Annotated in this window: 26 protein-coding genes; 18 read left to right on the top strand and 8 right to left on the bottom strand. The window is 62.7% G+C overall.

Going from position 1 to position 22238, the window contains the following annotated elements:
* Positions 1–137: 137 nt before the first annotated feature.
* Both QKW60_RS00780 and QKW60_RS00785 read right to left on the bottom strand, forming a co-directional pair.
* Positions 138–746: an acyl-homoserine-lactone synthase gene (locus QKW60_RS00780; RefSeq protein ID WP_282365703.1), complete on the bottom strand. Its 609-nt coding sequence runs from the start codon at positions 744–746 to the stop codon at positions 138–140.
* A gap of 165 nt (positions 747–911) precedes the next feature.
* Positions 912–1520 carry a helix-turn-helix transcriptional regulator gene (locus QKW60_RS00785; protein ID WP_282365704.1) on the bottom strand — a complete coding sequence of 203 codons (609 nt, stop codon included), beginning with the start codon at positions 1518–1520 and terminating at the stop codon, positions 912–914.
* A 127-nt stretch (positions 1521–1647) separates the two neighbouring features.
* Here QKW60_RS00785 and QKW60_RS00790 point away from each other — a divergent pair, with 127 nt between their 5' ends.
* Positions 1648–2133 carry an autoinducer binding domain-containing protein gene (locus QKW60_RS00790; protein ID WP_282365705.1) on the top strand — a complete coding sequence of 162 codons (486 nt, stop codon included), beginning with the start codon at positions 1648–1650 and terminating at the stop codon, positions 2131–2133.
* Between the two features lie 8 nt (positions 2134–2141).
* Here QKW60_RS00790 and tgt read toward each other — a convergent pair whose 3' ends face one another.
* On the bottom strand, positions 2142–3272 hold the full coding sequence (gene tgt / locus QKW60_RS00795) for a tRNA guanosine(34) transglycosylase Tgt (RefSeq protein WP_282365706.1): 1131 nt from the start codon (positions 3270–3272) through the stop codon (positions 2142–2144).
* A gap of 519 nt (positions 3273–3791) precedes the next feature.
* A complete protein-coding gene (locus QKW60_RS00800; RefSeq protein WP_282365707.1) occupies positions 3792–4952 on the bottom strand; it encodes an acyl-CoA dehydrogenase family protein in 1161 nt (386 codons plus the stop codon).
* A 104-nt stretch (positions 4953–5056) separates the two neighbouring features.
* Between QKW60_RS00800 and QKW60_RS00805 the strand changes: the two genes are divergently transcribed.
* From QKW60_RS00805 to QKW60_RS00830, 6 genes are all read left to right on the top strand, one after another.
* Positions 5057–5968 carry a LysR substrate-binding domain-containing protein gene (locus QKW60_RS00805; protein ID WP_282365708.1) on the top strand — a complete coding sequence of 304 codons (912 nt, stop codon included), beginning with the start codon at positions 5057–5059 and terminating at the stop codon, positions 5966–5968.
* A 577-nt stretch (positions 5969–6545) separates the two neighbouring features.
* Positions 6546–6911 (top strand): SUF system Fe-S cluster assembly protein, encoded by a 366-nt coding sequence (locus QKW60_RS00810; RefSeq protein WP_282365709.1) that lies wholly within the window; start codon positions 6546–6548, stop codon positions 6909–6911.
* A 64-nt stretch (positions 6912–6975) separates the two neighbouring features.
* Positions 6976–7668: a hypothetical protein gene (locus QKW60_RS00815; RefSeq protein WP_282365710.1), complete on the top strand. Its 693-nt coding sequence runs from the start codon at positions 6976–6978 to the stop codon at positions 7666–7668.
* Positions 7665–8381, top strand: coding sequence for a DUF3307 domain-containing protein (locus QKW60_RS00820; RefSeq protein ID WP_282365711.1), 717 nt, complete (start codon positions 7665–7667; stop codon positions 8379–8381). The genes QKW60_RS00815 and QKW60_RS00820 overlap by 4 nt, the downstream gene beginning before the upstream one ends.
* A 28-nt stretch (positions 8382–8409) precedes the next feature.
* Positions 8410–8769 (top strand): HesB/IscA family protein, encoded by a 360-nt coding sequence (locus QKW60_RS00825; RefSeq protein WP_282365712.1) that lies wholly within the window; start codon positions 8410–8412, stop codon positions 8767–8769.
* The gene (locus QKW60_RS00830) at positions 8766–9089 is read left to right on the top strand and encodes a TfoX/Sxy family protein (protein WP_282365713.1); all 324 of its coding nucleotides are present in this window, start codon (positions 8766–8768) and stop codon (positions 9087–9089) included. Before QKW60_RS00825 ends, QKW60_RS00830 begins: the two co-directional genes overlap by 4 nt.
* Before the next feature lie 9 nt (positions 9090–9098).
* Here QKW60_RS00830 and QKW60_RS00835 read toward each other — a convergent pair whose 3' ends face one another.
* Positions 9099–10028 carry an isopenicillin N synthase family dioxygenase gene (locus tag QKW60_RS00835; protein WP_282365715.1) on the bottom strand — a complete coding sequence of 310 codons (930 nt, stop codon included), beginning with the start codon at positions 10026–10028 and terminating at the stop codon, positions 9099–9101.
* Between the two features lie 119 nt (positions 10029–10147).
* On the opposite strand from QKW60_RS00835, the gene tpiA reads away from it, so the two are divergent.
* From tpiA to QKW60_RS00850, 3 genes are all read left to right on the top strand, one after another.
* On the top strand, positions 10148–10888 hold the full coding sequence (gene tpiA, locus QKW60_RS00840; protein WP_282365717.1) for a triose-phosphate isomerase: 741 nt from the start codon (positions 10148–10150) through the stop codon (positions 10886–10888).
* Positions 10889–10981: 93 nt separating this feature from the next.
* Positions 10982–11902, top strand: coding sequence for a DMT family transporter (locus QKW60_RS00845; protein WP_282365719.1), 921 nt, complete (start codon positions 10982–10984; stop codon positions 11900–11902).
* Positions 11903–11953: 51 nt separating this feature from the next.
* Positions 11954–13135: a cytochrome P450 gene (locus tag QKW60_RS00850; protein WP_282365721.1), complete on the top strand. Its 1182-nt coding sequence runs from the start codon at positions 11954–11956 to the stop codon at positions 13133–13135.
* Between the two features lie 59 nt (positions 13136–13194).
* Here the strand turns inward: QKW60_RS00850 and QKW60_RS00855 are convergent, their stop codons facing one another.
* A complete protein-coding gene (locus QKW60_RS00855; protein WP_282365722.1) occupies positions 13195–13656 on the bottom strand; it encodes an Lrp/AsnC family transcriptional regulator in 462 nt (153 codons plus the stop codon).
* A gap of 160 nt (positions 13657–13816) precedes the next feature.
* On the opposite strand from QKW60_RS00855, the gene QKW60_RS00860 reads away from it, so the two are divergent.
* The 5 genes from QKW60_RS00860 (at position 13817) to QKW60_RS00880 (ending at position 17806) form a co-directional block, all read left to right on the top strand.
* The gene (locus tag QKW60_RS00860) at positions 13817–14122 is read left to right on the top strand and encodes a DUF2849 domain-containing protein (protein WP_282365724.1); all 306 of its coding nucleotides are present in this window, start codon (positions 13817–13819) and stop codon (positions 14120–14122) included.
* Positions 14115–15785, top strand: a complete 1671-nt coding sequence (locus QKW60_RS00865) for a nitrite/sulfite reductase (protein ID WP_282365726.1) — start codon at positions 14115–14117, stop codon at positions 15783–15785. The genes QKW60_RS00860 and QKW60_RS00865 overlap by 8 nt, the downstream gene beginning before the upstream one ends.
* Complete coding sequence (locus tag QKW60_RS00870; RefSeq protein ID WP_282365727.1) at positions 15775–16542, top strand: phosphoadenylyl-sulfate reductase; 768 nt, start codon at positions 15775–15777, stop codon at positions 16540–16542. Before QKW60_RS00865 ends, QKW60_RS00870 begins: the two co-directional genes overlap by 11 nt.
* The gene (locus QKW60_RS00875; protein ID WP_282365728.1) at positions 16539–16910 is read left to right on the top strand and encodes a DUF934 domain-containing protein; all 372 of its coding nucleotides are present in this window, start codon (positions 16539–16541) and stop codon (positions 16908–16910) included. The genes QKW60_RS00870 and QKW60_RS00875 overlap by 4 nt, the downstream gene beginning before the upstream one ends.
* Before the next feature lie 68 nt (positions 16911–16978).
* A complete protein-coding gene (locus QKW60_RS00880; RefSeq protein WP_282365729.1) occupies positions 16979–17806 on the top strand; it encodes a ferredoxin--NADP reductase in 828 nt (275 codons plus the stop codon).
* 72 nt (positions 17807–17878) lie between these two features.
* Here QKW60_RS00880 and QKW60_RS00885 read toward each other — a convergent pair whose 3' ends face one another.
* A complete protein-coding gene (locus tag QKW60_RS00885) occupies positions 17879–18436 on the bottom strand; it encodes a hypothetical protein (protein WP_282365731.1) in 558 nt (185 codons plus the stop codon).
* 129 nt (positions 18437–18565) lie between these two features.
* Here QKW60_RS00885 and infC point away from each other — a divergent pair, with 129 nt between their 5' ends.
* The 3 genes from infC to rlmJ all read left to right on the top strand — a co-directional run bounded on the left by infC (position 18566) and on the right by rlmJ (position 21375).
* On the top strand, positions 18566–19147 hold the full coding sequence (gene infC / locus QKW60_RS00890) for a translation initiation factor IF-3 (protein WP_282365733.1): 582 nt from the start codon (positions 18566–18568) through the stop codon (positions 19145–19147).
* Positions 19148–19308: 161 nt separating this feature from the next.
* Positions 19309–20571 carry a SulP family inorganic anion transporter gene (locus QKW60_RS00895; protein WP_282365735.1) on the top strand — a complete coding sequence of 421 codons (1263 nt, stop codon included), beginning with the start codon at positions 19309–19311 and terminating at the stop codon, positions 20569–20571.
* 18 nt (positions 20572–20589) lie between these two features.
* Positions 20590–21375, top strand: a complete 786-nt coding sequence (gene rlmJ / locus QKW60_RS00900; RefSeq protein ID WP_282365737.1) for a 23S rRNA (adenine(2030)-N(6))-methyltransferase RlmJ — start codon at positions 20590–20592, stop codon at positions 21373–21375.
* Positions 21376–21438: 63 nt separating this feature from the next.
* Here rlmJ and QKW60_RS00905 read toward each other — a convergent pair whose 3' ends face one another.
* Positions 21439–22227, bottom strand: a complete 789-nt coding sequence (locus QKW60_RS00905; RefSeq protein ID WP_282365739.1) for an FAD binding domain-containing protein — start codon at positions 22225–22227, stop codon at positions 21439–21441.
* Between the last annotated feature and the right edge of the window lie 11 nt (positions 22228–22238).

The raw sequence follows: 22238 nt of genomic DNA on the forward strand, positions 1-22238 counted from the left end.
CGCCGCCCGATCCGGATACGATGTCGATCGACAACGGCGTTTCCGGGCCATTCACAGTCGCCCTCACCGACCGCCTCATCGGATCTCAAGGTCACAGCGAACCCGGCAATTGCCGGGTTCGTTCTTCATCAAACCCGTCAGTGAACGAACTCCGCCTCCGTCACTTTACTCGTCGGCATGCTGAGAACCGCATAGCGGTGTCCGTCATCGGGGCTTCTGTAGGCTTCACCGACCCGGTCGCATTGCCATCCAAGCTGCCGCAGCGACCGAACCAGCGATGCCCGGGTCAACGACATCAGTTCCGACGCACCATGCTGGCGCGCGGTTTCCGCCATCCCGTCGAGAATAAGGGAAAGACAGCGCACACGGTCATGCTGCTGTGTCAGCTCTTCCGAGATCACCAGTCGCGTGCACTCCCAAACCTCCGGGTTGTCCACTTCGGACCCGTAGATCTGCTTCGGGATATTGGGCAGCTTCCCCGCCACCGCATCCCGCACGAGATAGGTGTGCTCCCCCCAATGCGAGGTCGTCGACATTGCCCGCATACCGCCAAGCACGACACCCTCCCGCAGGACGAGCGAGTAATGGGCAAGCGGGTTGTCGTACTGGTCCATCTCGAACAGATCGTTGTGAGGAATGTCCCAGCGCAGCGTGTCCACGAAAAACTGCTTGCGAAGCTTCAGATAGTCGAAGAACGCGGTGCCGTGGATGTGCAGGTCCGACAGGGTGAAAGTGATGTTTTCCATAGTTTGCCCCTCCTATTTGGCAGGGCAATTAGAGCATCATGGAACATGGTTGATAAATCCTGAATGGCGAACTTCGAAAACAAAAAACGCCTATAAAGTGTATATGACGCAGCGGCACCCACGACATCAACCTCCACCGCAGGCTGAAATCGGACTGGGGACGATTCAGATCAGGCCATAGCCCACGGCGGCCGAGACCGCCTGGCTTGAGGTTTTCGCGCCCAGCTTGGCCTTGGCGTTCTTCAGGCGCTGCTTGATCGCGCCCTCGGTCACCGACAGCCGCACCGCAATCTCCTTCAGCAGCAGACCGTCACGCACCATCGACAAAGCCTCCAGTTCCGCCCGCGTCAGATTCGTCGGTGGCGCTGTAGCCTCATGCAAGCGCCGCAACTTTGCCTGCAATACCGCGATTTCATCGCTCTCGAATTCACGGTCGGACCGCGCGAAGGACCCGAAACTGCGCTGCCCCTCCGGCCCGGTCGGCGCACAGGATATCGCGACACCGTATGTCAATCCGTGACGACGCGCCTGAGCCATCACGCGACGCGGATCCGGCAGGTCGATCTCGCTCCAGCGGATCGTGCCGGAATTCTCGTAAAGCCAGCGCATGACCGGGTCATAGGGCATGAAACCCTGTTGCGTGTAGCGCTCGATCCAGCCTTTCGGCAAAGCGTTGTGTTCGGCGATCGGAAAGGCGAACCCGACGCGGAGCGCGATGTAATAGCCAGCAGGAGCAAGAAAGGAAAACTCGCCTCCTTGCTGTGCCTTCGACATCGTGTGATCTTCCTGCCAATAATCTGGTAAAACGCGCGATGCGCCCGTGCGCGTAATAGTTGTGTCCGTGGCGTGGGTATGCCATGGAAACCTTGGTGAGAAAAGCCACACCAATCATGAACGCGTGATGCCAAGCCAGGAAAAGATCAGCGAGCTTATCGAGAAGGTGCATGCTGCATGGCCGGCAGGCTTCGCGGTAGGGTTGCATGTAACCTTCACGACGCCGCGTTACATGTTCCAATCCTACGAAAAAAACTGGCTCGACACCTATTCCAGGCTTGGCCTTGTTCTGCTTGATCCGGTGGTGCGATGGGGCTTTTCCAACACCGGCACGATCCGCTGGAGCGATCTCGCCGGCCAGGACGATGCAGGTGTGCTGAAGCGGGCGGCAGAGCACGGGCTGCATTACGGCGCCGTTGTTGCCATCGTGCGCAACGGCTCACGGTCCATGGGCGGTTTCGCCCGCAGTGACCGCGAACCAACAGATGCGGAGCTTGCTACTCTGTCCAAGGATCTGACGAGCTTGCACGATCTGACGCAAAACGTAGAACGCCTGGCCCCCTCGGTCCACGAGACGCTGAAGCAGATGTCGATCTACCTCACCCACGGCTGAGGACGGGCCTAGAGCGGTTCGATATCGCCTTCGGCACGAAGCGCGTGAAACTGCTGAACGAAATCCTGAAGCCTGCCATCGGCAATCGCATCGCGCAGCCCCTGCATCAGTTGCTGGTAGTAATGCAGGTTGTGCCAGGTCAGCAGCATCCCGGAAATCATCTCACCCGCCCGGAAGACATGGTGCAGATAGGCGCGGGAATAGCTGCGGCAGGCCGGGCAGGTGCAATCTTCGTCCAATGGGCGCGGATCGTCCTGATGGCGGGCGTTCTTGATATTGACCTGCCCGCGCCGGGTCCAGGCCTGCCCCGTGCGGCCCGACCGCGAGGGCAATACGCAATCCATCATGTCGATGCCGCGTTCCACCGCGCCGACGATGTCGTCGGGCTTGCCGACACCCATCAGATAGCGCGGTTTGTCCTCGGGCAGAAAACCCGGCGCGTAGTCTAAGACGGAGAACATCGCCTCCTGCCCCTCGCCCACGGCCAGCCCGCCAACGGCATAGCCGTCAAAGCCAATTTCCTTGAGTTTCTCGGCGCTTTCCTCACGCAGCTCACGTGTCACACCGCCCTGCATGATGCCGAAAAGCGCATGGCCCGGCCGGTCGCCAAACGCATCGCGCGACCTCTGCGCCCACCGCATCGACAGCCGCATGCTTTCGGCCACCGCCTCCTCCGTCGCGGGAAGCGCGGGGCATTCGTCGAAACACATGACGATGTCGGATCCCAGCAACTTCTGGATCTCCATCGAGCGTTCGGGGCTCAGCATGTGCTTTGACCCGTCGATATGCGACGAAAACCGCACCCCTTCCTCGGTCAGCTTGCGAAGACTCGCCAGGCTCATCACCTGAAACCCACCGCTGTCGGTCAGGATCGGGCGCTCCCAATTCATGAACTTGTGCAACCCGCCGAGCCTTGCAATGCGCTCGGCCGTCGGGCGCAGCATCAGGTGATAGGTATTACCGAGAAGAATATCGGCCCCGGTCGCACGAACGCTTTCGGGCAGCATCGCCTTGACCGTGGCCGCCGTGCCGACCGGCATGAAGGCCGGTGTCCGGATCTCACCCCGCGGGGTAGAGATGGTGCCGGTCCGGGCCGTGCCGTCGGTCGCGTGAAGGGAGAATGAAAAACGCTCTGTCATGGCCGCGCCTCTTAGCCGAGCCCGCGACGGTTGGGAAGACTGGCCGGCGGTGCGAGAGAGGTCCGAAAAGAAATAGAGATACGTCCGGAACGCGGACATTGCTGCCGTTCAACGATTTCACCAAAGCCCGGAATCAAGGCGCGCTGAAGGCGCGCCGCCGGGCAGCGCCCGACCGCCCCCTGGGCGGGCGCTCCTGCACCGTTTCAAGCGGTACAGACGTCCGAAGTGGCGGCACCATAAAGTGCCTGACACCGTCGTTGCGGCGCCCACCCGCGGTCGGGCGCTGCCCGGCTTTCCAAGATCCGCAACGGGCCGTTCTCGTCGATCTGGGGAGCAGATCCGATTGGCGCTCTGCTGCACCGCCTCAGGTCCGGCCCGAGCCCTCCTTGCGTTTGCTGCTCTGACCGCCGGTAGCCTCGTGGGCTGGGCCAGCCAGTGGGAATAGTTAATCGCGGCCCCCCGCCGAAGGTGGGCGGGCCGACGCGGTGGGATTGCGTCGGGATCCGCGCGCACTGGCCGTTAGAATCTTGCACTGCTGATATCACCGCCAAGAGCGTAGCGGCCGCCGATCACAAACTGCTCGGCACTCATGGCGATGTGCTTGGCCGCTGCCCGAACGTCGCGTTCGCGCCTTTCGAATGGCTGGGACTCGGCAAGGGCCCGGGCCCCGATCAGATCGTTCACCTTCAGCACCACGCTTACTGCGACTTCGGCAGCGTGAGAACAGGCAAGCCGGTAGTTGATCCGGGTCTCAACCTGATCCGGGCCATCGCCTTCGACGGACGCGCACAAGGCTGACATGGCTGACCGCATATAGGCGCCGGCCGATCTGCACTTTGCAAGGCAGCGTCCGATCTCGGCCTGAATCAGTTCGCGTTCTGCAATGGGAACGGTAATGCCCAGTCGACGGTGGCCATTGCTGACCGAGATGAGCGCATTGATTGCGCCCTGTGCGATCCCCAGAGGTACGGTGGCAACCGTCCAGACAAAGGCGGAAATACTCGGAAGGCGATAGACGATGCCGGGCTGGGTCGGAATTGGCGGCAAGTCGCAAACGAATTCGGCCGGCAGGAACACGCTGTCTGCCTCAAAGTCCCAGCTTCCGGTGCCTCTCATCCCTGATACATGCCAGTTGTCGATCAGTTTTAGGGCCTCACGCGGCAGGAACGCCAGAACGGCCCGCCCGTTCCCGGGCCCCTTGCCTTCGTCGACCTCGCAGACCGCGGCAAAGGTCGTGGCATGGGGCGCACCGCTGGCATAGGGCCATCGACCGGTGATGCGGAAGCCAGACTTCGCCGGCACCGCTTCACCGGTCGCGCCGGTGCTTGAGGCGACGAAGGCCGATGGGTTCCCGAACACCTCTTGCGCGGCTTCAGGCGGCAGATACCCGCCGGCGCGCGACATGCCTCCGCCGTTTCCGACGAGCCAGCCGATTGTCCCGTCAAGTGCTGCGGCGTGTTCGACCACGGTCATGAAATCGAGGGGTGACAGCCCGCATCCGCCAAGTTGAGCTGGCAGCAGAAGTCGGAAGAAGCCTGCGTCGCTCAGGGCACCAAAAACCTCGTCCGACAGCCGTCGATCCGCGTCTAAGCGCCCGCATTGCGCTGTCAGCAAAGGGCGGATCCGTTCGAACCTTTCGATCATGGTTGCAGCGGTCGAAGCCGAATGTTGGTCCAGCATGTTGATCCCCTTCCCGAATGACGGAATGGTCGGGCTTGATGAGATGCGGGGCAACAGCAAAGAATTCGGTGTAAGGTGAATACAGTTCATCTAGAATTTGACCCATGCACCGCCTTCCACCTCTACGAGAGCTTCAGGCCTTTGAATCCGCGGCCCGCCTCCTGAGCTTCAGGAAGGCGGCGGAGGAACTGTCCGTCACACCGACGGCCGTCAGCCACCAGATTCGGCTGTTGGAACGCTATTGCGGCCAGCCCCTTTTTCAGCGCCAGCCAAGGCCCCTGCAGCTCACCACGGCGGGCGCACAGCTTCTGCCCGTTGTCCGCGACGCTTTCCTGTCGATCTCGGACGAGCTTGCCCGCCTTACCCCTGGCAGCCGGATCGGCCATCTTCGGGTGACGACAACCAGCGCCTTCGCCGCGCGCTGGCTGCTGCCGCGCCTGGAAAGCTGGCGTGCGGAAGCGCCGGGATCGACGCTCGACCTTGTGGGAACGGATACCGTGCTGAATCTTCGCACCGGCGAAGTTGACGTTGCGATCCGCTATGCGCGGCGGCCTCCGGATGACGGAAACGCGGTGGAACTGCTGCGCGATACCTTCCACGTCGTTGCGGCGCCGTCGATGCTTCAGGGACGAACCGGGATGATCGAACCGCAGGCGATCCTTGACCTGCCGCGTGTCGAGGTCGGTTGGCCCCTGACCGACACCGGTGCTCCCACTTGGCGTCACTGGGAAACTGCGGCCCGGGCGGCAGGCCACCGGATCACTGGTATCGTCCGGCCACCGCAACTGAAATTCCACGAAGAGCACCACGGGATCGAAGCGATCATAGCCGGGCAGGGTTTTGGGCTGTGTAGCGATGTGCTCGTTGCACGCGAACTTCGCGATGGCCGTCTTCTGCGGGTCAGCGATATCGTTCTGCCCGGCTACGGCTTCTACTTTGTCTATCGGGCCGAGCACCCGAGGCGCGGGGCCGTGGAATCTCTGCTTCGCTGGATGCAGCGACAAGCCGCCGAATGAGGTCGACGGTCAAACATGCGCGCGCCAGCTCTCACGCACAGAAGATGACTTCAACCGATATTTCGCGCCGACCCGGAATGACAGGAATGCCAATGCTGTTCTGCAGAAACTCGGGTCCCAGTGAATGACCGGTTTAGGTCGGAACGGCGTATCGTCCTACGGCCGATTCGTCCGTTTTGCATGCTTTCACCCGCAACAGCATCCGGCAACTTCGGTGAATGTCGCATATGGCCGGCCGCGCCGCAGCAAACTGGATACGGGACGAACGGCAGCAATCGGCCGTCCGCAGATCAGATGGCGTTCTGCACCGCAACATACGCCTTCGGAAAGCGCGGTAGCTTTCGGCTCGAAACGACCCATGATCATGGCAACCCATAAGCAAATCGGACTTGAGGCAGAACCATCTGTTCTCCCGTGGCGGGTTGCCCCCGTGGGCGGGACAGTGTCGGGACGGGTGCCATACGCTTGCCATACGTTATGCCGTCGCTGTGCAGACGCCCCGCGGGGCCCGGTCCCCGGCTATGGACCTTGGCGCGGAATTCCCTATATATTCGCTCAGGAACCAAGCGAGACTGTCATGACCGCCGAACACAAGGACCCGATCGAGGGCACGCCACTGATCAAGCCCTCGACCACGGACCACCCGCTTTATGATAGCGTGGTGGAGGCGTGCCGGACTGTCTATGATCCTGAAATTCCTGTGAATATCTATGATCTCGGCCTGATCTACACGGTCGATATCTCGCCCGAGAACGAGGTTAACATCATCATGACCCTGACCGCCCCGGGCTGCCCCGTCGCGGGCGAGATGCCCGGCTGGGTTGTCGATGCGGTCGAACCCCTGGACGGCGTCAAACAAGTCGACGTCCAGATGACCTTCGAACCGCAATGGGGCATGGACATGATGTCCGACGAAGCCCGCCTCGAGCTTGGGTTCATGTAGTCAAGTATTTTGGCTTGATTATTTAAAGTAAAGCTTATAGGCTTTATCCGAAGGATGAACCATCATGACTTCGGACACGCTCTTCGCGATCCTTACCGGCGACCTGATCGGCTCCACCCGCGCATCACAGAAGCGGGTTGAGCACACGATGAACCTGCTCTCTGGCGGGCTGCCCCCCGGCATCCGCTGGGACGGCTGGACAGCTGCAAACGTCCGCTTCACCCGACATCGCGGCGACGGATGGCAGATGCTGGCGCCGGAACCCGACCTCGCATTGCGCTGGGCGGTGACGCTGCTCGCAGGGCTGCGCGCGGATCCCCAGGCGCTCGGCACACGTATTTCTATTGGCATCGGCACCATTACAAGCCGTGGCACCGAGGACCTGCGTGATGCGTCCGGTCCGGTCTTCGAGGCTTCAGGACGCGGGCTCGACGCCATGCGCCGGGATGAGACCCTGTTCATGATGGGCGGAGAAACCGGCCACAGTGCTTCGGAGACTCCTCGTCTCGCGGGGGCAGTAAAGGCGTCCGTCATGCTGATCGACGAACGTATCGCGCGATGGTCCCCGGAACAGGCCGAAGCGACCGCGTATTTCCTGCATCCTTCCGCGCCCCCCGCAACAGAGATCGCACGCCGTCTGTCGATCACCCCTCAGGCCGTCAGCTATCGGTTGAAAGGTGCTGGCGCCAGAACGCTTAAAGACGCATTGTCGGCTTTGGAACACGATTGGAGAGAGACCTGGAGCCGCCCGGAATGATCGAAACCTTCGCCGCGCTCCTTTTCGCCCATGTCCTCGCCGATTTCGTATTCCAAACAAAATGGATCGCCGAGAACAAGCTGCGCCCGCAAGTCCTTCTGCTGCACGGGCTGATCGTTATGGCGATGGCAGCCGCCGCTACAGGACGCATTGATGCCTGGCAGATCGGTGTACTCGCCCTTGTCCATATCGCCACCGATTGGGCCAAGGGCACATTTGCACCGGACGGTCTGACGGGCTTTGTCGCCGACCAGACAGCTCATCTTGTGACGCTCGGCGTGCTTTCCTTCCTCGTCCCCTCCCTGTTCGCAGAAGGGCTCTGGAGCGACCTGACCTTCCTGCCCGCTCTCATGACCCTTGCAGCGGGGCTGATCCTTGCCACCCGCGCGGGTGGCTTCGCCGTCGGGTTCCTGATGCAGCCCTGGGCCGAGGATGTGCCGAAGGGGCTGACCAATGGCGGCAAGCTGATCGGACTTCTGGAACGCGGGCTGATCTTCCTCCTTATCCTCGTCGGCCAACCCGTCGGCATCGGCTTCCTGATCGCTGCGAAGTCGGTCCTCAGGTTCGAGACAACGTCAGAGGATCAACGCGCCGGCGAATATGTGATCATCGGCACACTTGCCTCTTTCGGCTGGGCGCTTCTCTTCTCCTATGCAACCGTCTGGATGATGACCGCCCTGCCCCCGCTTGAGATTGCCCGGCCCGCACCCTAGATTGGGGACAGGAAACGGAGACCAGACCATGTTCGGCATTCCCGGCAAATCCCCGGTGACGCTCACCCCGCGCGCGGTGGCGCAGATCACGCGGCTTATGGCGAAAGACGGCGCCTTTGGGCTGAAGCTCGGCGTCAAGAAGGGCGGCTGTGCGGGCATGGAATACACGATGGAATTCGCCGCCGAGGCCGCGCCCCATGACGAGGTTGTCGAACAGGATGGCGCGCGGGTGATGATCGCACCGATGGCGCAGATGTTCCTTTTCGGGACCGAGATCGACTATGAGACCTCGCTTCTGGAAGCAGGCTTCAAGTTCAACAATCCCAACGTCTCCGAGGCCTGCGGCTGCGGAGAATCGATCAAGTTCAAGGACATGCCGAGCGCATGAGCGTCTCGGACGCCGATATCGCCTTTGCACTGGAGCTTTTTGAAGGCCTCGGCCCCCTGACAACCCGCAAGATGATGGGCGGGCTGTGCCTGTATCGCGACGGCACGATCTTTGCGATCCTGCATTCAGACGGCTCGATCTGGCTGAAGGGTGCGGGTAATTTCGCCGACCAGATGACGGCAGAGGGCTGGACCCGCTGGACCTATTCCCGCGACGATAAGAAGACCACCGCCATGCCCTATTGGCGGCTGCCGGATGCGGCGCTTGATGACGCCGATCATGCCTGCGATCTGGCCCGGTCCGCGCTGATCGAACTCTGAACGCAGCTTTCAGCCCGCAGGAACGACCTGCCTCGACTGAAGGTGAATATAGGTTTCGTCGTACCGCTTTTGCAGGTGATCGACCGCCCGGATCACCTGCCCCGACCCGATTGGCGCAACATTGGCATCGTAATTGGGATTGAAGAAAAGCGGCACCGAGATCCGCTCGTCCTTCGTGCCCCTGACCCGGTGCGGTGTCGCCTTGACCCGGCCCGCCGTCCACATCTCCAGCATCTCGCCGAAATTGATGATGAATTCACCCGGCGGCGCACTGACCGGTATCCAGCCGCCGCCCCGCGTCCGGACCTCCAGCCCCGGCGAGCCATCGGTCGCCAGAAGCGTCAGGCAGCCATAGTCGGTATGAGTCGCGATCCCGAAATCCTTCTCGGTCGCCCAGGCGGGACGCTCAGGGTAGTAATTGCCACGCAGAAGCGCCATCGGGCGAGTGAACTTGTCGTCAAAATAGTCCGCATCCTCACCAATCGCCTCGGCAATGATATTCAGCAGACAAAGAGAGAAGGCGCAGGCCTCGCGGTAATAATTTTGCAGGGCCAATGCGAAACCGGCGGGCGTGGACGGCCACAGATTCGGTGCATAGCAGCGAAGGCCCGAAGCAGCCAGCGGGTCAGCGGGGTCCAGCACCAGCCCACAGTCGAAGACCTGCTTGTAATCGGGGTTGGCCTCGGGGTCGACCTGTTCGGAGCCTGGCGCGCCCCAGCCCCGGTTCGACCCGGTCCGTGCCATGTCATATGGCGCCTTTTCCGCGGCGGGCAGCGCAAAGAATGCCCGGTAGCCCGCAATCATAGCGGTAATCTGTGCAGGCGGAAACGGAGTGTTGTGAACAACAAGGAAACCCGGGTCAGATACCGCGCGCCTAACAGCATCGACCGCGACGGCGTCGCGCTCAAACAAGGACTTTGCGTCAATTCTCGGGATCATCAATGACTCTCAACCACAGGTTGCTCACATGCATTGACGCGGGGTAAACTGCAACCCCTTTCCGCGCCTTCCCGCAATTGCTAGACCTTGGTGCGCATACATCAGGAGGAAATTCGCCAATGCGCCGCAAGCTTGCCGCCGGAAACTGGAAGATGAATGGGACCGGTGACAGCCTTGCCGAAATCACCGCTCTGGCCACCGCGCATCCCGCCCCGGCCTGCGAAGTGCTGATCTGCCCGCCCGCAACGCTGCTGGCACGGATGGTTGCGACGGAACGCGGCCCCGTCATGGTCGGCGGACAGGATTGCCACCAGAACGCCTCGGGCGCTCATACCGGCGACATCTCGGCCGGGATGCTCAAGGATGCGGGGGCGAGCCACGTCATTGTTGGCCATTCCGAACGCCGCGCCGATCACGCCGAGTGTGATGCGCTCGTCTGCGCCAAGGCCGGGGCGGCCTATGGCAGCGCCCTCGTCGCGGTGATCTGCGTCGGCGAGACTGAGGCCGAACGCGATGCGGGCGATACGCTCAAGGTCATCGGCACGCAACTCGCGGGCTCGGTGCCCGATGGGGCGACAGCCGACAACACCGTCATCGCCTATGAACCGGTCTGGGCCATCGGCACCGGCCGCACGCCAACGCTCGACCAGATTGCCGAGGTCCATGATTTCATGCGCGCGGAACTGGCAAAACGCTTCGACGATGCCGAGGGGATGCGGCTTCTCTATGGCGGCTCCGTCAAACCCTCCAACGCCGCCGAGATCTTTGCCGTCTCGAATGTCGATGGGGCACTTGTCGGCGGGGCGAGCCTGAAGGCCGTGGATTTCGGCGGGATCATCGCGGCGCTCGACCGCGCCTGACCGTTTCCGACGCCGATGTCGCTTCCCGGCGCGCGCGTTCCGCCGACCGCATGAGAGACTTCACGCCGAACAACATCGGCGGAGCCCTTCGGCGTGACAACTGCAAGCCTTGTTCCCGCGCCGCACCAGTCTCCGCTGGTCGCCAATGCCGCCTGTATCGGATCGATGCTGATCTGGGCGGTGGGGTTCCCGCTGGCCGATGAGCTGTTGCGTCTTCTGCCGCCGCTCACTGTCGGGGTGCTGCGTCTGTCCATGGCTGCGCTCTTCCTTTTACCGCTCTGGATGCTCAGCGATGGAGGGCGGGAGCTCCTGCGCGCCGATTGGGGACGGGGGTTGATCATCGGCGCCATCGGTGTCGGCCTCGGCGCGCTGCTCCTGATCTTCGCCCAAAGCCGCACCGACGGTATCACCACGGCGGTCATCCTTGCCACGATGCCGGTCGCGGCGATCGCGCTTGAATGCCTGCTCGACGGTAGGCGGCTGACCGTACGGCTTATCGCGGGGATCATCCTCAGCACCGGTGGCGGTGTGGCGGTCTATGGTGCACGGATGGGACATATCGACATGGGGCTTGGCGCGCTCGCAGCGCTTCTGTCGGTTGTCGTCTTTGCCTGGGGCGCGCGGGCCTCGGTCAAGGCCCTGCCCGGCCTCTCTGCCCTCGGACGCACCGCCCTGACGGTCACGGGCGGCGCGCTGATTGCCCTTCTCGTCCAGGCCGGGCTCGAACTCAGCGGCGGACCGTCCGTGCCCTGGCAGCTTATCGGGATGCGGGAATGGCTTTACCTGGCAATCTATGGCATCGGCAGCCTCGCCATCGCCCAGTTGCTGTTCCTCATCGGCGTGGCGGGTCTTGGCGTTGGCCTCGCAACGATGCACATGAACATCGCACCCTTCTACGTGATGGTCGTCGCGCTGGCCTTCGGCGCGGGCTGGAACTGGGCGCAGGTCGGGGCCGCGGGCCTTGTCGCGCTCGGCGTAGTGATCGCGCAGGGACGTGGCCGCCGCCGCGCTTGAACCATCCCCCTCTCCCGGGTTAGCTCCTCCGGATCAGGACCGGAGCCCGCCATGCAAAGCCTCAGCCAGTCGCCGACCGACAATGCCTTCGTCCAGAATCCCTACCCGTTCTATGACCGCGCCAGAGCGGCGGGGCCGCTGTTTCACTGGCAGGATTACGATCTGATCTGCGCCACCTCGGCCACCACTGTCGGCGCCATCCTGCGCGACCGGCGCTTTGGCCGCGAGGTGCCCGAGGAAAAGCGCGCGCCCACCCCCGATCATCTGAAACCCTTCTACGCGGTCGAGGCGCATTCAATGCTGGAGCTGGAGCCGCCCCGCCACACGCGGCTGCGCTCGCTTGTCCTGCGCGCCTTCACCTCGCGCCGGATCGCGGCACTTGCGCCGGAGATCGAGGCCCTGACCCACGACCTGATCGACGCCTTTCCGGCGGGCGAGTTCGATCTGCTCCCCCACTTCGCCCAGAAACTGCCCGTGATCATCATCGCCCGCCTGCTCGGCGTGCCCGAGGCGCGCGCGGGTGACCTATTAGCCTGGTCGAACGCCATGGTCGGCATGTATCAGGCCCGCCGCGACCGGGCGATGGAGGATGCCGCCGTCGCCGCGACCGAGGCTTTCGTCGACTTCCTGCGCAACTATGTCGAGGAGCGCCGGGCGAAACCCGCCGACGACCTCATCACCCATCTCATCGCCGCCGAGATGGAGGGAGAGAAGCTCTCGACCGACGAATTGATCACCACCTGCATTCTGCTGCTGAATGCCGGTCACGAGGCGACCGTCCACACCATCGGAAACGGCGTCAAGGCCTTGATCGAAAACGGGTTTGGGGCAGACTCCCTGACGCCGGATGCCATCGACGCCACGGTGGAGGAAATCCTGCGCTTCGACCCGCCGCTACATCTTTTCACCCGCCACGCCTATGAGGATATCGAGATCGGCGGCCACACTTTCCGGCGCGGCGACGAGGTCGGCTGCCTTCTGGCCGCGGCCAACCGCGATCCGCGCCAATGGGACCGGCCCGACCGCTTCAACCCTTCCCGCCCGGTCAAACCCAATCTCAGCTTTGGCGTTGGCCTTCATTTCTGTGTCGGCGCGCCGCTCGCGCGGCTGGAACTCAAAACCGCCCTGCCGATCCTCTTTGACCGCCTGCCCGGCCTACGACTGACGGCCCCGCCGCGTTACGCCAATCTCTACCACTTCCACGGGCTGCTACAGCTCACTATGCGGGCCTGACCTTTCCACTTTCTGTCCGGAAATACTCCGGGGGTCCGGGGGCAGCGCCCCCGGCGGGTTCACAAGGGTAGCAGTGTCGTCGACTTGATCTCTTCCATGCTCAGAAGGGCTGTGACGTTGTAGATCTTCACCTCGGAAATCAGCGCCTGGTAGAAGGTGTCATAGGCGCGGGCATTCTGGACCCGGACTTTCAGGATATAGTCGATATCGCCCGCCAGCCGGTGCGCCTCCAGCACTTCGGGGCGGTTTCTCAGCGTTTTCAGGAACTTCTTCTGCCAGTCCGCCTCATGCTCGGAGGTGCGGATGAGGACGAAGAAACAGGCCTCCAGCCCCAGTGAATCGGCATCCAGAAGCACCGTCTGGCGGCCGATCACACCGGCCTCCCTCATCTTGCGGATTCGGTTCCACACGGGGGTTTTGGACGAACCCACCTTGCGGGCAATTTCGTCGAGCGACTGGGAGGCATCCTCCTGCAGTTCCCCAAGGATTTTCCTGTCCATCTCATCCAGCCGGACTGACATTCGTTTTTTCCTCCGAATCCGAAACACCGGTTCCTTTCCGCCGCTGATACAGAACATACGTCCTTATTCGCAAGGGTATCTGGCAACATATTGGGAAAATTTCCTATATTGAGACAAGAAATCACCCGACCGGCCCCGCCGCCCCGAAAGGACCCGACCCATGGCCCGCGCCTTTACACCCAAAGTCGTCACCGCGAATGCGCTGATCGAAGGCGATGTCGTCTATCTGACGGCCGATGACCGCTGGAGCCGCGATCATGCCGAGGCCGAGCTGATCGAGGATGAGGCGCATGCCCAGTTGCGCCTTCTGAAGGCCGAAAGCCAGAAGAATATCATCGTCGGCGCCTATCTCGCCGATGCGAAGCCCGGCGCCACCGGCCCCGAACCCATCCATTTCCGCGAAGCGTTCCGCACCCGCGGCCCTTCGAACTATGCACACGGCAAGCAGGAGGCCGGTCATGTATAAGTACAACGACTTCGACGAGGCCTTCGTGCGGCAGCGGAACGCCCAGTTCCGTAAGCAGGTCGAGCGCCGCATCGACGGTTCGCTGACCGAGGATGAATTCAAACCCCTGCGCCTGATGAACGGGCTCTACCTGCAACTGCATGCCTACATGCTGCGGGTAGCAATCCCCTATGGCACACTGTCAGCCGACCAGATGCGCCAGCTTGCGATGATTGCCGACCGCTGGGACAAAGGTTACGGCCATTTCACCACGCGGCAGAACATCCAGTACAACTGGCCGAAGCTGACCGACGTGCCCGACATGCTCGACGCGCTTGGCGACGTGCAGATGCACGCGATCCAGACGTCGGGCAACACGATCCGCAACGTCACCGCCGATCATTTCGCCGGGGCTGCGGCGGATGAGATCGAAGACCCGCGTCCGACGGCCGAACTGATCCGCCAGTGGTCGACAGATCACCCGGAATTCCAGGCCCTGCCGCGCAAGTTCAAGATTGGCGTCACCGGCTCACCGAATGACCGCGCCGTGACCAAATCGCACGACATTGGCCTGCGCATCGTGCGCGGCAGTGGTGGTCAGACCGGTTACGAAGTTCTGGTCGGCGGCGGTCTTGGCCGCACGCCGATGGTCGGCCAGGTGATCAAGCCCTTCGTGAAGAAGGAAGACCTGCTGCCCTATCTCGAAGCCATCGTTTCTGTGTACAACCTGATGGGCCGCCGCGACAACAAATACAAGGCACGGATCAAGATCACCGTCTTCGAGAACGGCATGGAGAAGTTCCGTGACGCCGTTGACGAACGTTTCAAGGTCACCAAGCAGGAATTTGGCGGCGTCAGCGCGGATGTGCTGCGCGAGATCGAAACCTTCTTCGCCGCCCCCGCTTTCCGCAACGCGCCGGAAGACGCCTATCTAGCCGCGCGCAACAGCGATCCTGTCTTCCGCTCCTGGACCGACACCAACCTGACCGAACACCGCGCCCCCGGCTATGCCATCGTGACCGTGTCCCTCAAGGCGCATGGCGCAACCCCCGGCGACGCGACCTCGGCCCAGATGCGGCTTCTGGCCGATCTGGCCGAAACGTATGGCCATGGCGAGCTGCGCATCAGCCATGAACAGAATGTGATCCTGCCGCATGTCCACAAATCGGACCTGCCCGCGCTTCACGCGGCACTGAAGATCGAAGGGCTGGCGACGGCGAATATCGGCCTCGTCTCCGACATCATCGCCTGCCCCGGCATGGATTATTGCGCACTGGCGACAGCGCGTTCGATCCCGGTCGCTCAGGAACTGGCGACGCATTTCAATTCCATCGGTCTGGAAGAGGAAATCGGCGCGCTCAAGATCAAGATCTCGGGCTGCATCAACGCCTGCGGCCATCACCATGTCGGCCATATCGGCATTCTCGGCCTCGACCGCGCGGGGGTGGAGAGCTACCAGATCACGCTGGGCGGCGATCACACCGAAAATATGGTGATCGGCGAACGCGCGGGCCCCGGTTTTGCCTATGACGAGATCGTACCCGCTATCGAGCGCCTCCTACGCGCCTATCTGGAGGTTCGCGAAGACGCGACCGAGACCTTCCTTGAGGCCTATCGCCGTCTGGGTGCGGAGCCCTTCAAGGCCGCGCTCTATCCGGCCGAGGCTGCCCGCGATGCCGCTTGAGGCACCTTTCCCGTCGATTGCGAGCCGCGTGACAACGCTCAATGACCGCTATCGCCATCATTCGGCGACAGCGGTCCTTGAACGCGCGCTTTTCGATCCGGAACTGGGCAATGTGGCGCTGGTCTCGTCCTTCGGGGCGGAATCGGTGGTGCTTTTGCACCTCGTTTCGGTCATTGCGCCCGGTACGCCGGTGATCTTCATCGACACGCAGATGCTCTTCCCCGAAACGCTCGCCTATCAGCGCGAATTGGCGGACAAGCTGAACCTCACGGATGTGCGCACGATCCGTGCGGACCGGCGGGATACCGATTTTGAGGACCCGGACGGCACGCTGCACCAGTTCAGCACCGATGCCTGCTGCGCGCTGCGCAAGGTGGTGCCGCTGGAACGCGCCCTGCAGGGCTTTGACGGCTGGATCACCGGGCGCAAACGCTTTCAGGCAGGCACCCGCGCGGCGCTCGATTTCTTCGAGAATGAGGAAGACCGGCGCATCAAGGTCAACCCGCTCGCCCATTGGGGGCGCGAGGACCTTGAGGACTATATGACAAACAACAACCTGCCGCGTCATCCCCTGGTCGCGAAGGGTTATCCTTCGATCGGCTGCGCGCCCTGCACGAGCCCGGTCAGGGAAGGTGAAGATCCCCGCGCAGGACGCTGGCGCGGAACGCAGAAACAGGAATGCGGTATTCATTTCGTGAATGGAAAGGCCGTGCGCGGCCCGGTGCCGCAGGATGATCGAGAGGAGACCGCAGCATGAGCGTGATCGTGCGCGATGACGGCTTTCACGCCGATGACTACAAAGGCGCGGCGTTGGATCTGGCGCAGGACCTGATGCCCGGCGATCTACCGACCGACTTTCAAAGTGTAGATCTGATCCGGATCGCCTTCCCGTCCTCCGCCGACGGGCGCGGCTTCACGCTGGCCCGTCACCTGCGCGCGCGGGGATATAAAGGGCGGCTGCGGGCCAAGGGCCATGTCCTTGCCGATCAGTACGCGATGGCGCGGCGCTGCGGCTTTGACGAGGTGGAAATCTCGGACGACCTCGCTGCGCGTCAGCCCGCCCACCAGTGGACCTTCCGGGCCGACTGGCAGGACCACGACTATCGGTCGCGGCTGAAAGCCTGACACCGGGGTTTCCCCCATGCAAAAACCTGAATAGAAGGATGGGCGGGCAACGCGCGCCCATGAGGAACATGAACGATTTGAACACTGTGAACGAAGCCACCGCCAAGCCCGTCCGAACCCTGCCTGATGCCCAGACCGTGACACAGGTCCAGCACTGGACCGATCGGCTGTTTTCCTTCCGCGTGACCCGGCCGCAGTCTCTGCGCTTCCGCTCGGGCGAGTTCGTGATGATCGGATTGCTCGGTGATAACGGCAAACCGCTTCTGCGCGCTTATTCCATCGCCTCGCCGTCCTGGGATGAGGAACTGGAGTTCTATTCGATCAAGGTTCCTGACGGCCCCTTGACATCGAAACTCCAGCATATCCGGCCCGGGGACGAGATCATCCTGCGTCCGAAACCGGTGGGCACGCTCGTCCATGACGCGCTGCTGCCCGGCAAACGGGTTTGGTTCCTCGCCACCGGCACCGGCATCGCGCCCTTCGCCTCGCTCATGCGCGACCCGGAGACCTATGAGAAGTTCGATCAGGTCATCATGATGCACACCTGCCGCGAACAGGCGGAACTGGATTATGGCCGGGAACTGGTCGAGAGCCTTCAGGACGATCCGCTGATCGGCGAGATGGTGGCCGGCAAACTGCTCTACTACCCGACGACGACACGGGAAGAGAGCCCGAATATGGGCCGCATCACCGACAACCTGACTTCGGGCAAGGTGTTCGAAGACCTCGGCCTGCCGCCGATGGACAAGGACCATGACCGCGCCATGGTCTGCGGATCGCTGGCCTTCAACGTCGATGTAAAGGCGGTCTTGGAAGGGTTCGGCCTGCGCGAGGGCGCGAATTCCGAACCGCAGGAGTATGTGGTCGAAAAAGCCTTCGTCGGCGACGGGATCTGACAGCCAAGCTGCACGACGGAAAAAGCCGCGCGGATATGATCCGCGCGGCTTACGTATTACGTGGGTTTTCGATCAGAGGCCGAGCGCAGCCTTGACCTGATCCAGCGCGGCACCCAGAAGTTCCGGGCTGTCTTTCGCGGCATCGACAGTAGCTTTGAGCGTGGCTTTGGTTGCATCGTCCAGCGAGGAGCCGTCGATCGCGGCATTGACGGAATCGGCGTCGAAATTCGCTGGATCGAAGATATCGGCGACGGCGCCCGCAGCTTCGGTCGCGGTTTCGGCGGCAGCGTCAACGGCCTCACCGGCAGCTTCCGTAGCCGATTCCACCGCCGCGCCCACGGCATCGGCTGCGCCTGCGGCGGCAGCAGCGGCTTCGGCAGCGGCAGCCTCAGCGGCGGCGGCAGCTTCCGCGGCAGCAGCGGCGGCAGCTTCCTCGGCGGCCTTGGCTTCTTCAGCGGCCTTGGCGGCAGCCTCTTCCTCGGCAGCCTTGGCAGCCGCTGCGGCCTCGTCTGCCGCCTTTTGGGCCATCGCCGCCTCTTCAGCCGCTTTCTGCTGGCCGTTGGAGTAGTACCAGTACCCGCCGCCGGCCAGGACCAGCACGACAGCAGCAATCAGAATATTCCGGTTCATTTTGTCATCCCTCAAGATACAGGATCGCCTCAGTTGCTGCGTCGCTATGGCAGAAACAATCACCGGATAAAAGCGGTTCGATGCAAAGCGCCCGAATCCGGCTTGAATCAGCCTCTTGGGACGACTAGTTTGCCCGCCACTTGCAATGGCCACGACAGAAGGAGCGCCACCATAGCCCGCAGACCGCACAACGCCCCGCCGCAACGCGATACGGGACCTCGCGTCAATGACCGCATCCGTGCCCCTGAGATTCGCCTGATCGGCGCCGAGGGGGAAAATGTCGGCGTCGTCACGCCCTCCCGCGCCATGCAGATGGCCGAGGAAGCCGGACTTGACCTCGTGGAGATTTCACCGAACGCGGTGCCGCCGGTCTGCAAGATCATGGACTTCGGCAAGTTCAAATATGAACAGCAGAAGAAAGAAGCCGAGGCCCGCAAGAAGCAGAAGATCATCGAGATCAAGGAAATCAAATTCCGGCCCGGGACGGATACGCATGACTATGACGTCAAGATGCGCTCGGTCGTAAAGTTCCTCGAAGGTGGCGACAAGGTGAAGGTCACCCTGCGCTTCCGCGGCCGCGAGATGGCGCACCAGGAACTGGGCCTTGAGCTTCTGAAACGCGTGGCGGCGGATGTCGAGGAAATCGGCAAGATCGAGAATATGCCGAAGCTTGAAGGCCGTCAGATGGTGATGATGATCGGCCCGCGCTAGTCTGGAGTCATGCACCGATTATGCGCCCTCGCACATGCGGGGGCGTTTTCGTTTGTGGATATCGCAAACGGATTATTCGTCACCGTTGCACGTGCGTCACTCGCAATCGTGCTGGTCCGGTCCTAGGATCGCCGCAGAACGAGGCAGTCAGGGACGCGTCGATGCACCCGGAACTCATTGTTACACTCCGGGGATATAACCGGTCGCTCTTTCTCGCCGATCTTACCGCTGGAATAACCGTGGCCATGGTGGCCCTGCCCCTGAGCATCGCCATCGCAATCGCGTCGGGCGCCACCCCGGCGCAGGGGCTGGTGACCGCGATCATCGGCGGTTTCCTGATCTCGGCTTTCGGCGGCAGCCGGGTGCAGATCGGCGGACCAACCGGCGCGTTCATCGTCGTCGTCTATGCGGTGATCGCGGAACATGGCTATGACGGGCTGCTGATCGCGACCCTGATGGCCGGTGCCCTGCTCCTGATCGCGGCAGCCCTGCGGCTAGGCAACCTGATCGCGTTCATCCCGGAAGCTGTCGTCAACGGCTTCACGATCGGCATTGCCGCGATCATTGCGACGAGCCAGATGAAGGATCTTCTCGGGCTTCAGACCGGTTCGGTACCTGCCGACTTTCTCGAAAAACTCCCCGTTCTCTGGCAGGCCCGGGACAGTCTCAGCCTCCTTGCGCTTGGCCTTGGGCTACTGACGATGGTCCTGATCGTCGTATTCCGGCGAGCCGCACCAAAGGCGCCGGGCCTGATTGTCGCCGTGGCACTTACATCGGCTGCCGTTGTCATCTTTGATCTGCCCATCGACACGATCAATGACCATTTCGGGGCGCTGCCGCAATCCCTGCCCCTGCCGGCACTTCCAGAAATCACGCTTGACCGCCTGACCACGCTGCTACCTTCCGCCTTCGTCATCGCCTTTCTCGCAGGCGTCGAATCCCTTCTGTCCGCCATGGTGGCCGACCGCATGACGGATACGCGCCACCGACCAAATGCCGAGGTGTTGGCGCAAGGCCTCGCCAATATCGGGTCGGCATTCATGGGCGGACTACCGGCGACCGGGGCCATCGCGCGCACGGCCACTAATATCCGGGCAGGTGGGCGGACACCGGTGGCCGGGATCATCCACGCGCTGACCATCCTGATCTTCGTGCTCGCTGCCGCCCCGCTTGCCGGATACCTCGCAATGCCGGCGCTGGCCGCATTGCTGATCCTCACGGCCTGGAACATGAGTGAGCCGCAAAAGTGGGGGCACTATGCGCGCGCGCGCAAATCCGATCGAATCTTGCTGATCCTTACATTGGTCCTCACGCTCGTCGCCGATCTGACCGTCGCGATCGGGGTAGGCGTTGCGGTCGGCCTCGCTCTCAGGCTAAGGCGCAGGAACGTGCCGCCGGCGGAATGGGATACGCCCGAGCGGTAATCTGACGCGAGGGGCCGGATGCTATCCTATCAGCACATCTATCACGCGGGTAATCTGGCCGACGTGCACAAACATGCGCTGTTGGCGGTGATGCTGGACTACCTGACCCGCAAGACAAAACCCCTGTCTTATATCGAGACCCATGCCGGACGCGGCCTCTATGATCTTGCAGCGCCGGAGGCGGCGAAGACCGGCGAAGCCCTCGCAGGGATCGTGAAGCTGGCCGGACAGTTTGCGGAAGACCATCCTTATTCCCGTGTCCTGTCAGGCGTCTCGGCGCATCACGGGCCAACGGCATATCCCGGCTCCCCCCTCGTGGCGGCGTTTTCCCTGCGCGATGGCGACCGGATGCATCTGGCAGAGCTTCACCCCCGCGAAGTCACAGTGCTGCGCGAGGTGATGGAGCCGTTTGGCGCGCATATCCGGCAGGAGGACGGGGCGCAGATGGCGCTGGCCGTGACCCCGCCTGAGCCACGCCGGGGGCTGATGCTGATCGACCCGAGTTATGAGGTGAAGGCCGAGTACACCGCCCTGCCCGCGCTGATCGCCAAGGTTCATGCCAAGTGGAACGTCGGCGTGATCGCGCTCTGGTATCCGATTCTGACGAGCGGCGCGCATGTGGCGATGCTGGCCGAACTGGAGCGCGCTTCCTATCCCAAGGCTTTGCGGCACGAGGTGCGCTTTCCGCCTGCCCGGGAGGGACACGGCATGGTCGGGTCGGGCATGTTCATCCTGAACACGCCCTTCGGAACCGAAGGTGAAGCGGACCGATTGAGCGCGGTTTTTGCCTCTCATTCGGCATAGACAAAAGGCCGGGGATCGCCCCCGGCCTTCCTTTGGTCATATGCGGCTCGGCGAAAGGCAGCCTCAGGAGGCCGCGACCGCCCGCGTCGTCAGTACCTTCGCCAGATGTGCGCGATAGGCAGGCGTTCCATGCAGATCGCCGATCATGCCGTCGGCGCTCAGGCTCAGCCCCTTCACCGCGTCGGCTGAGAAGTTGCCCGACAGGGCGGCTTCAGCCTCGCTCCAGCGGAAAACACCTTCCTCTGACGCGCCGGTGACGGCAACCCGGGCGCCGCCCGCATATTTCGCGACGAAAACACCGGTCAGGGCGAAGCGCGAGGCAGGCTGGTCGAACTTCTGGTAGTTCGCCTTTTCGGGCACCGGGAAGCGAACCTCGGTGATGATCTCACCCGGTTCCAACGCGGTGGCGAAAAGCCCTTCGAAGAAATCATCCGCCGCGATCTTCCGGGCATTGGTCACGATCGTTGCGCCCGAGGCGAGGACCGCCGCCGGATAGCAGGCCGAAGGGTCGTTATTGGCGAGTGATCCGCCGATCGTGCCCTTGTTCCTGACCGCCGGATCGCCGATCCCACCCGCAAGCGCAGCCAGCGCCGGGTATTTCGCCGCCGCCTCCTTCGCCACGGTTGCATGGGTCGTTGCCCCGCCGATGCAGAGCGACCCGTCATCTCCGGTGCAGACGCCCTGCATCTCCTTGATCCCGGAGAGGCTTACCAGCACCGACGGCGCCGCGAGCCGCTGCTTCAGCGAGGGGATCAGGGTCTGCCCGCCACCCAGCGCCTGCGCGTCCTCACGGCCAAGCGCCTTGACGGCGTCGGCGATGGTCGTGGGCTTTTCGAATTCGAATGCGTACATGGTTTTCTCCC

It is taken from the genome of Albidovulum aestuarii (assembly GCF_029961185.1).
Taxonomy (GTDB): Bacteria; Pseudomonadota; Alphaproteobacteria; order Rhodobacterales; family Rhodobacteraceae; genus Albidovulum; species Albidovulum aestuarii.

What these genes read in the sequence shown, in the direction of transcription:
- QKW60_RS00850 (WP_282365721.1), top strand. Translation starts at nt 11,954, where the DNA reads ATGCAAAGCCTCAGCCAGTCGCCGACCGACAATGCCTTCGTCCAGAAT.
- QKW60_RS00875 (WP_282365728.1), top strand. Translation starts at nt 16,539, where the DNA reads ATGAGCGTGATCGTGCGCGATGACGGCTTTCACGCCGATGACTACAAA.
- QKW60_RS00830 (WP_282365713.1), top strand. Translation starts at nt 8,766, where the DNA reads ATGAGCGTCTCGGACGCCGATATCGCCTTTGCACTGGAGCTTTTTGAA.
- QKW60_RS00865 (WP_282365726.1), top strand. Translation starts at nt 14,115, where the DNA reads ATGTATAAGTACAACGACTTCGACGAGGCCTTCGTGCGGCAGCGGAAC.
- rlmJ (WP_282365737.1), top strand. Translation starts at nt 20,590, where the DNA reads ATGCTATCCTATCAGCACATCTATCACGCGGGTAATCTGGCCGACGTG.
- QKW60_RS00815 (WP_282365710.1), top strand. Translation starts at nt 6,976, where the DNA reads ATGACTTCGGACACGCTCTTCGCGATCCTTACCGGCGACCTGATCGGC.
- QKW60_RS00785 (WP_282365704.1), bottom strand. Translation starts at nt 1,520, where the DNA reads ATGTCGAAGGCACAGCAAGGAGGCGAGTTTTCCTTTCTTGCTCCTGCT.
- QKW60_RS00905 (WP_282365739.1), bottom strand. Translation starts at nt 22,227, where the DNA reads ATGTACGCATTCGAATTCGAAAAGCCCACGACCATCGCCGACGCCGTC.
- QKW60_RS00855 (WP_282365722.1), bottom strand. Translation starts at nt 13,656, where the DNA reads ATGTCAGTCCGGCTGGATGAGATGGACAGGAAAATCCTTGGGGAACTG.
- QKW60_RS00805 (WP_282365708.1), top strand. Translation starts at nt 5,057, where the DNA reads ATGCACCGCCTTCCACCTCTACGAGAGCTTCAGGCCTTTGAATCCGCG.
- QKW60_RS00790 (WP_282365705.1), top strand. Translation starts at nt 1,648, where the DNA reads ATGCCAAGCCAGGAAAAGATCAGCGAGCTTATCGAGAAGGTGCATGCT.
- tpiA (WP_282365717.1), top strand. Translation starts at nt 10,148, where the DNA reads ATGCGCCGCAAGCTTGCCGCCGGAAACTGGAAGATGAATGGGACCGGT.
- QKW60_RS00780 (WP_282365703.1), bottom strand. Translation starts at nt 746, where the DNA reads ATGGAAAACATCACTTTCACCCTGTCGGACCTGCACATCCACGGCACC.
- QKW60_RS00810 (WP_282365709.1), top strand. Translation starts at nt 6,546, where the DNA reads ATGACCGCCGAACACAAGGACCCGATCGAGGGCACGCCACTGATCAAG.
- QKW60_RS00860 (WP_282365724.1), top strand. Translation starts at nt 13,817, where the DNA reads ATGGCCCGCGCCTTTACACCCAAAGTCGTCACCGCGAATGCGCTGATC.
- QKW60_RS00820 (WP_282365711.1), top strand. Translation starts at nt 7,665, where the DNA reads ATGATCGAAACCTTCGCCGCGCTCCTTTTCGCCCATGTCCTCGCCGAT.
- QKW60_RS00835 (WP_282365715.1), bottom strand. Translation starts at nt 10,028, where the DNA reads ATGATCCCGAGAATTGACGCAAAGTCCTTGTTTGAGCGCGACGCCGTC.
- QKW60_RS00880 (WP_282365729.1), top strand. Translation starts at nt 16,979, where the DNA reads ATGAACGATTTGAACACTGTGAACGAAGCCACCGCCAAGCCCGTCCGA.
- QKW60_RS00825 (WP_282365712.1), top strand. Translation starts at nt 8,410, where the DNA reads ATGTTCGGCATTCCCGGCAAATCCCCGGTGACGCTCACCCCGCGCGCG.
- tgt (WP_282365706.1), bottom strand. Translation starts at nt 3,272, where the DNA reads ATGACAGAGCGTTTTTCATTCTCCCTTCACGCGACCGACGGCACGGCC.
- QKW60_RS00895 (WP_282365735.1), top strand. Translation starts at nt 19,309, where the DNA reads ATGCACCCGGAACTCATTGTTACACTCCGGGGATATAACCGGTCGCTC.
- QKW60_RS00800 (WP_282365707.1), bottom strand. Translation starts at nt 4,952, where the DNA reads ATGCTGGACCAACATTCGGCTTCGACCGCTGCAACCATGATCGAAAGG.
- QKW60_RS00885 (WP_282365731.1), bottom strand. Translation starts at nt 18,436, where the DNA reads ATGAACCGGAATATTCTGATTGCTGCTGTCGTGCTGGTCCTGGCCGGC.
- QKW60_RS00870 (WP_282365727.1), top strand. Translation starts at nt 15,775, where the DNA reads ATGCCGCTTGAGGCACCTTTCCCGTCGATTGCGAGCCGCGTGACAACG.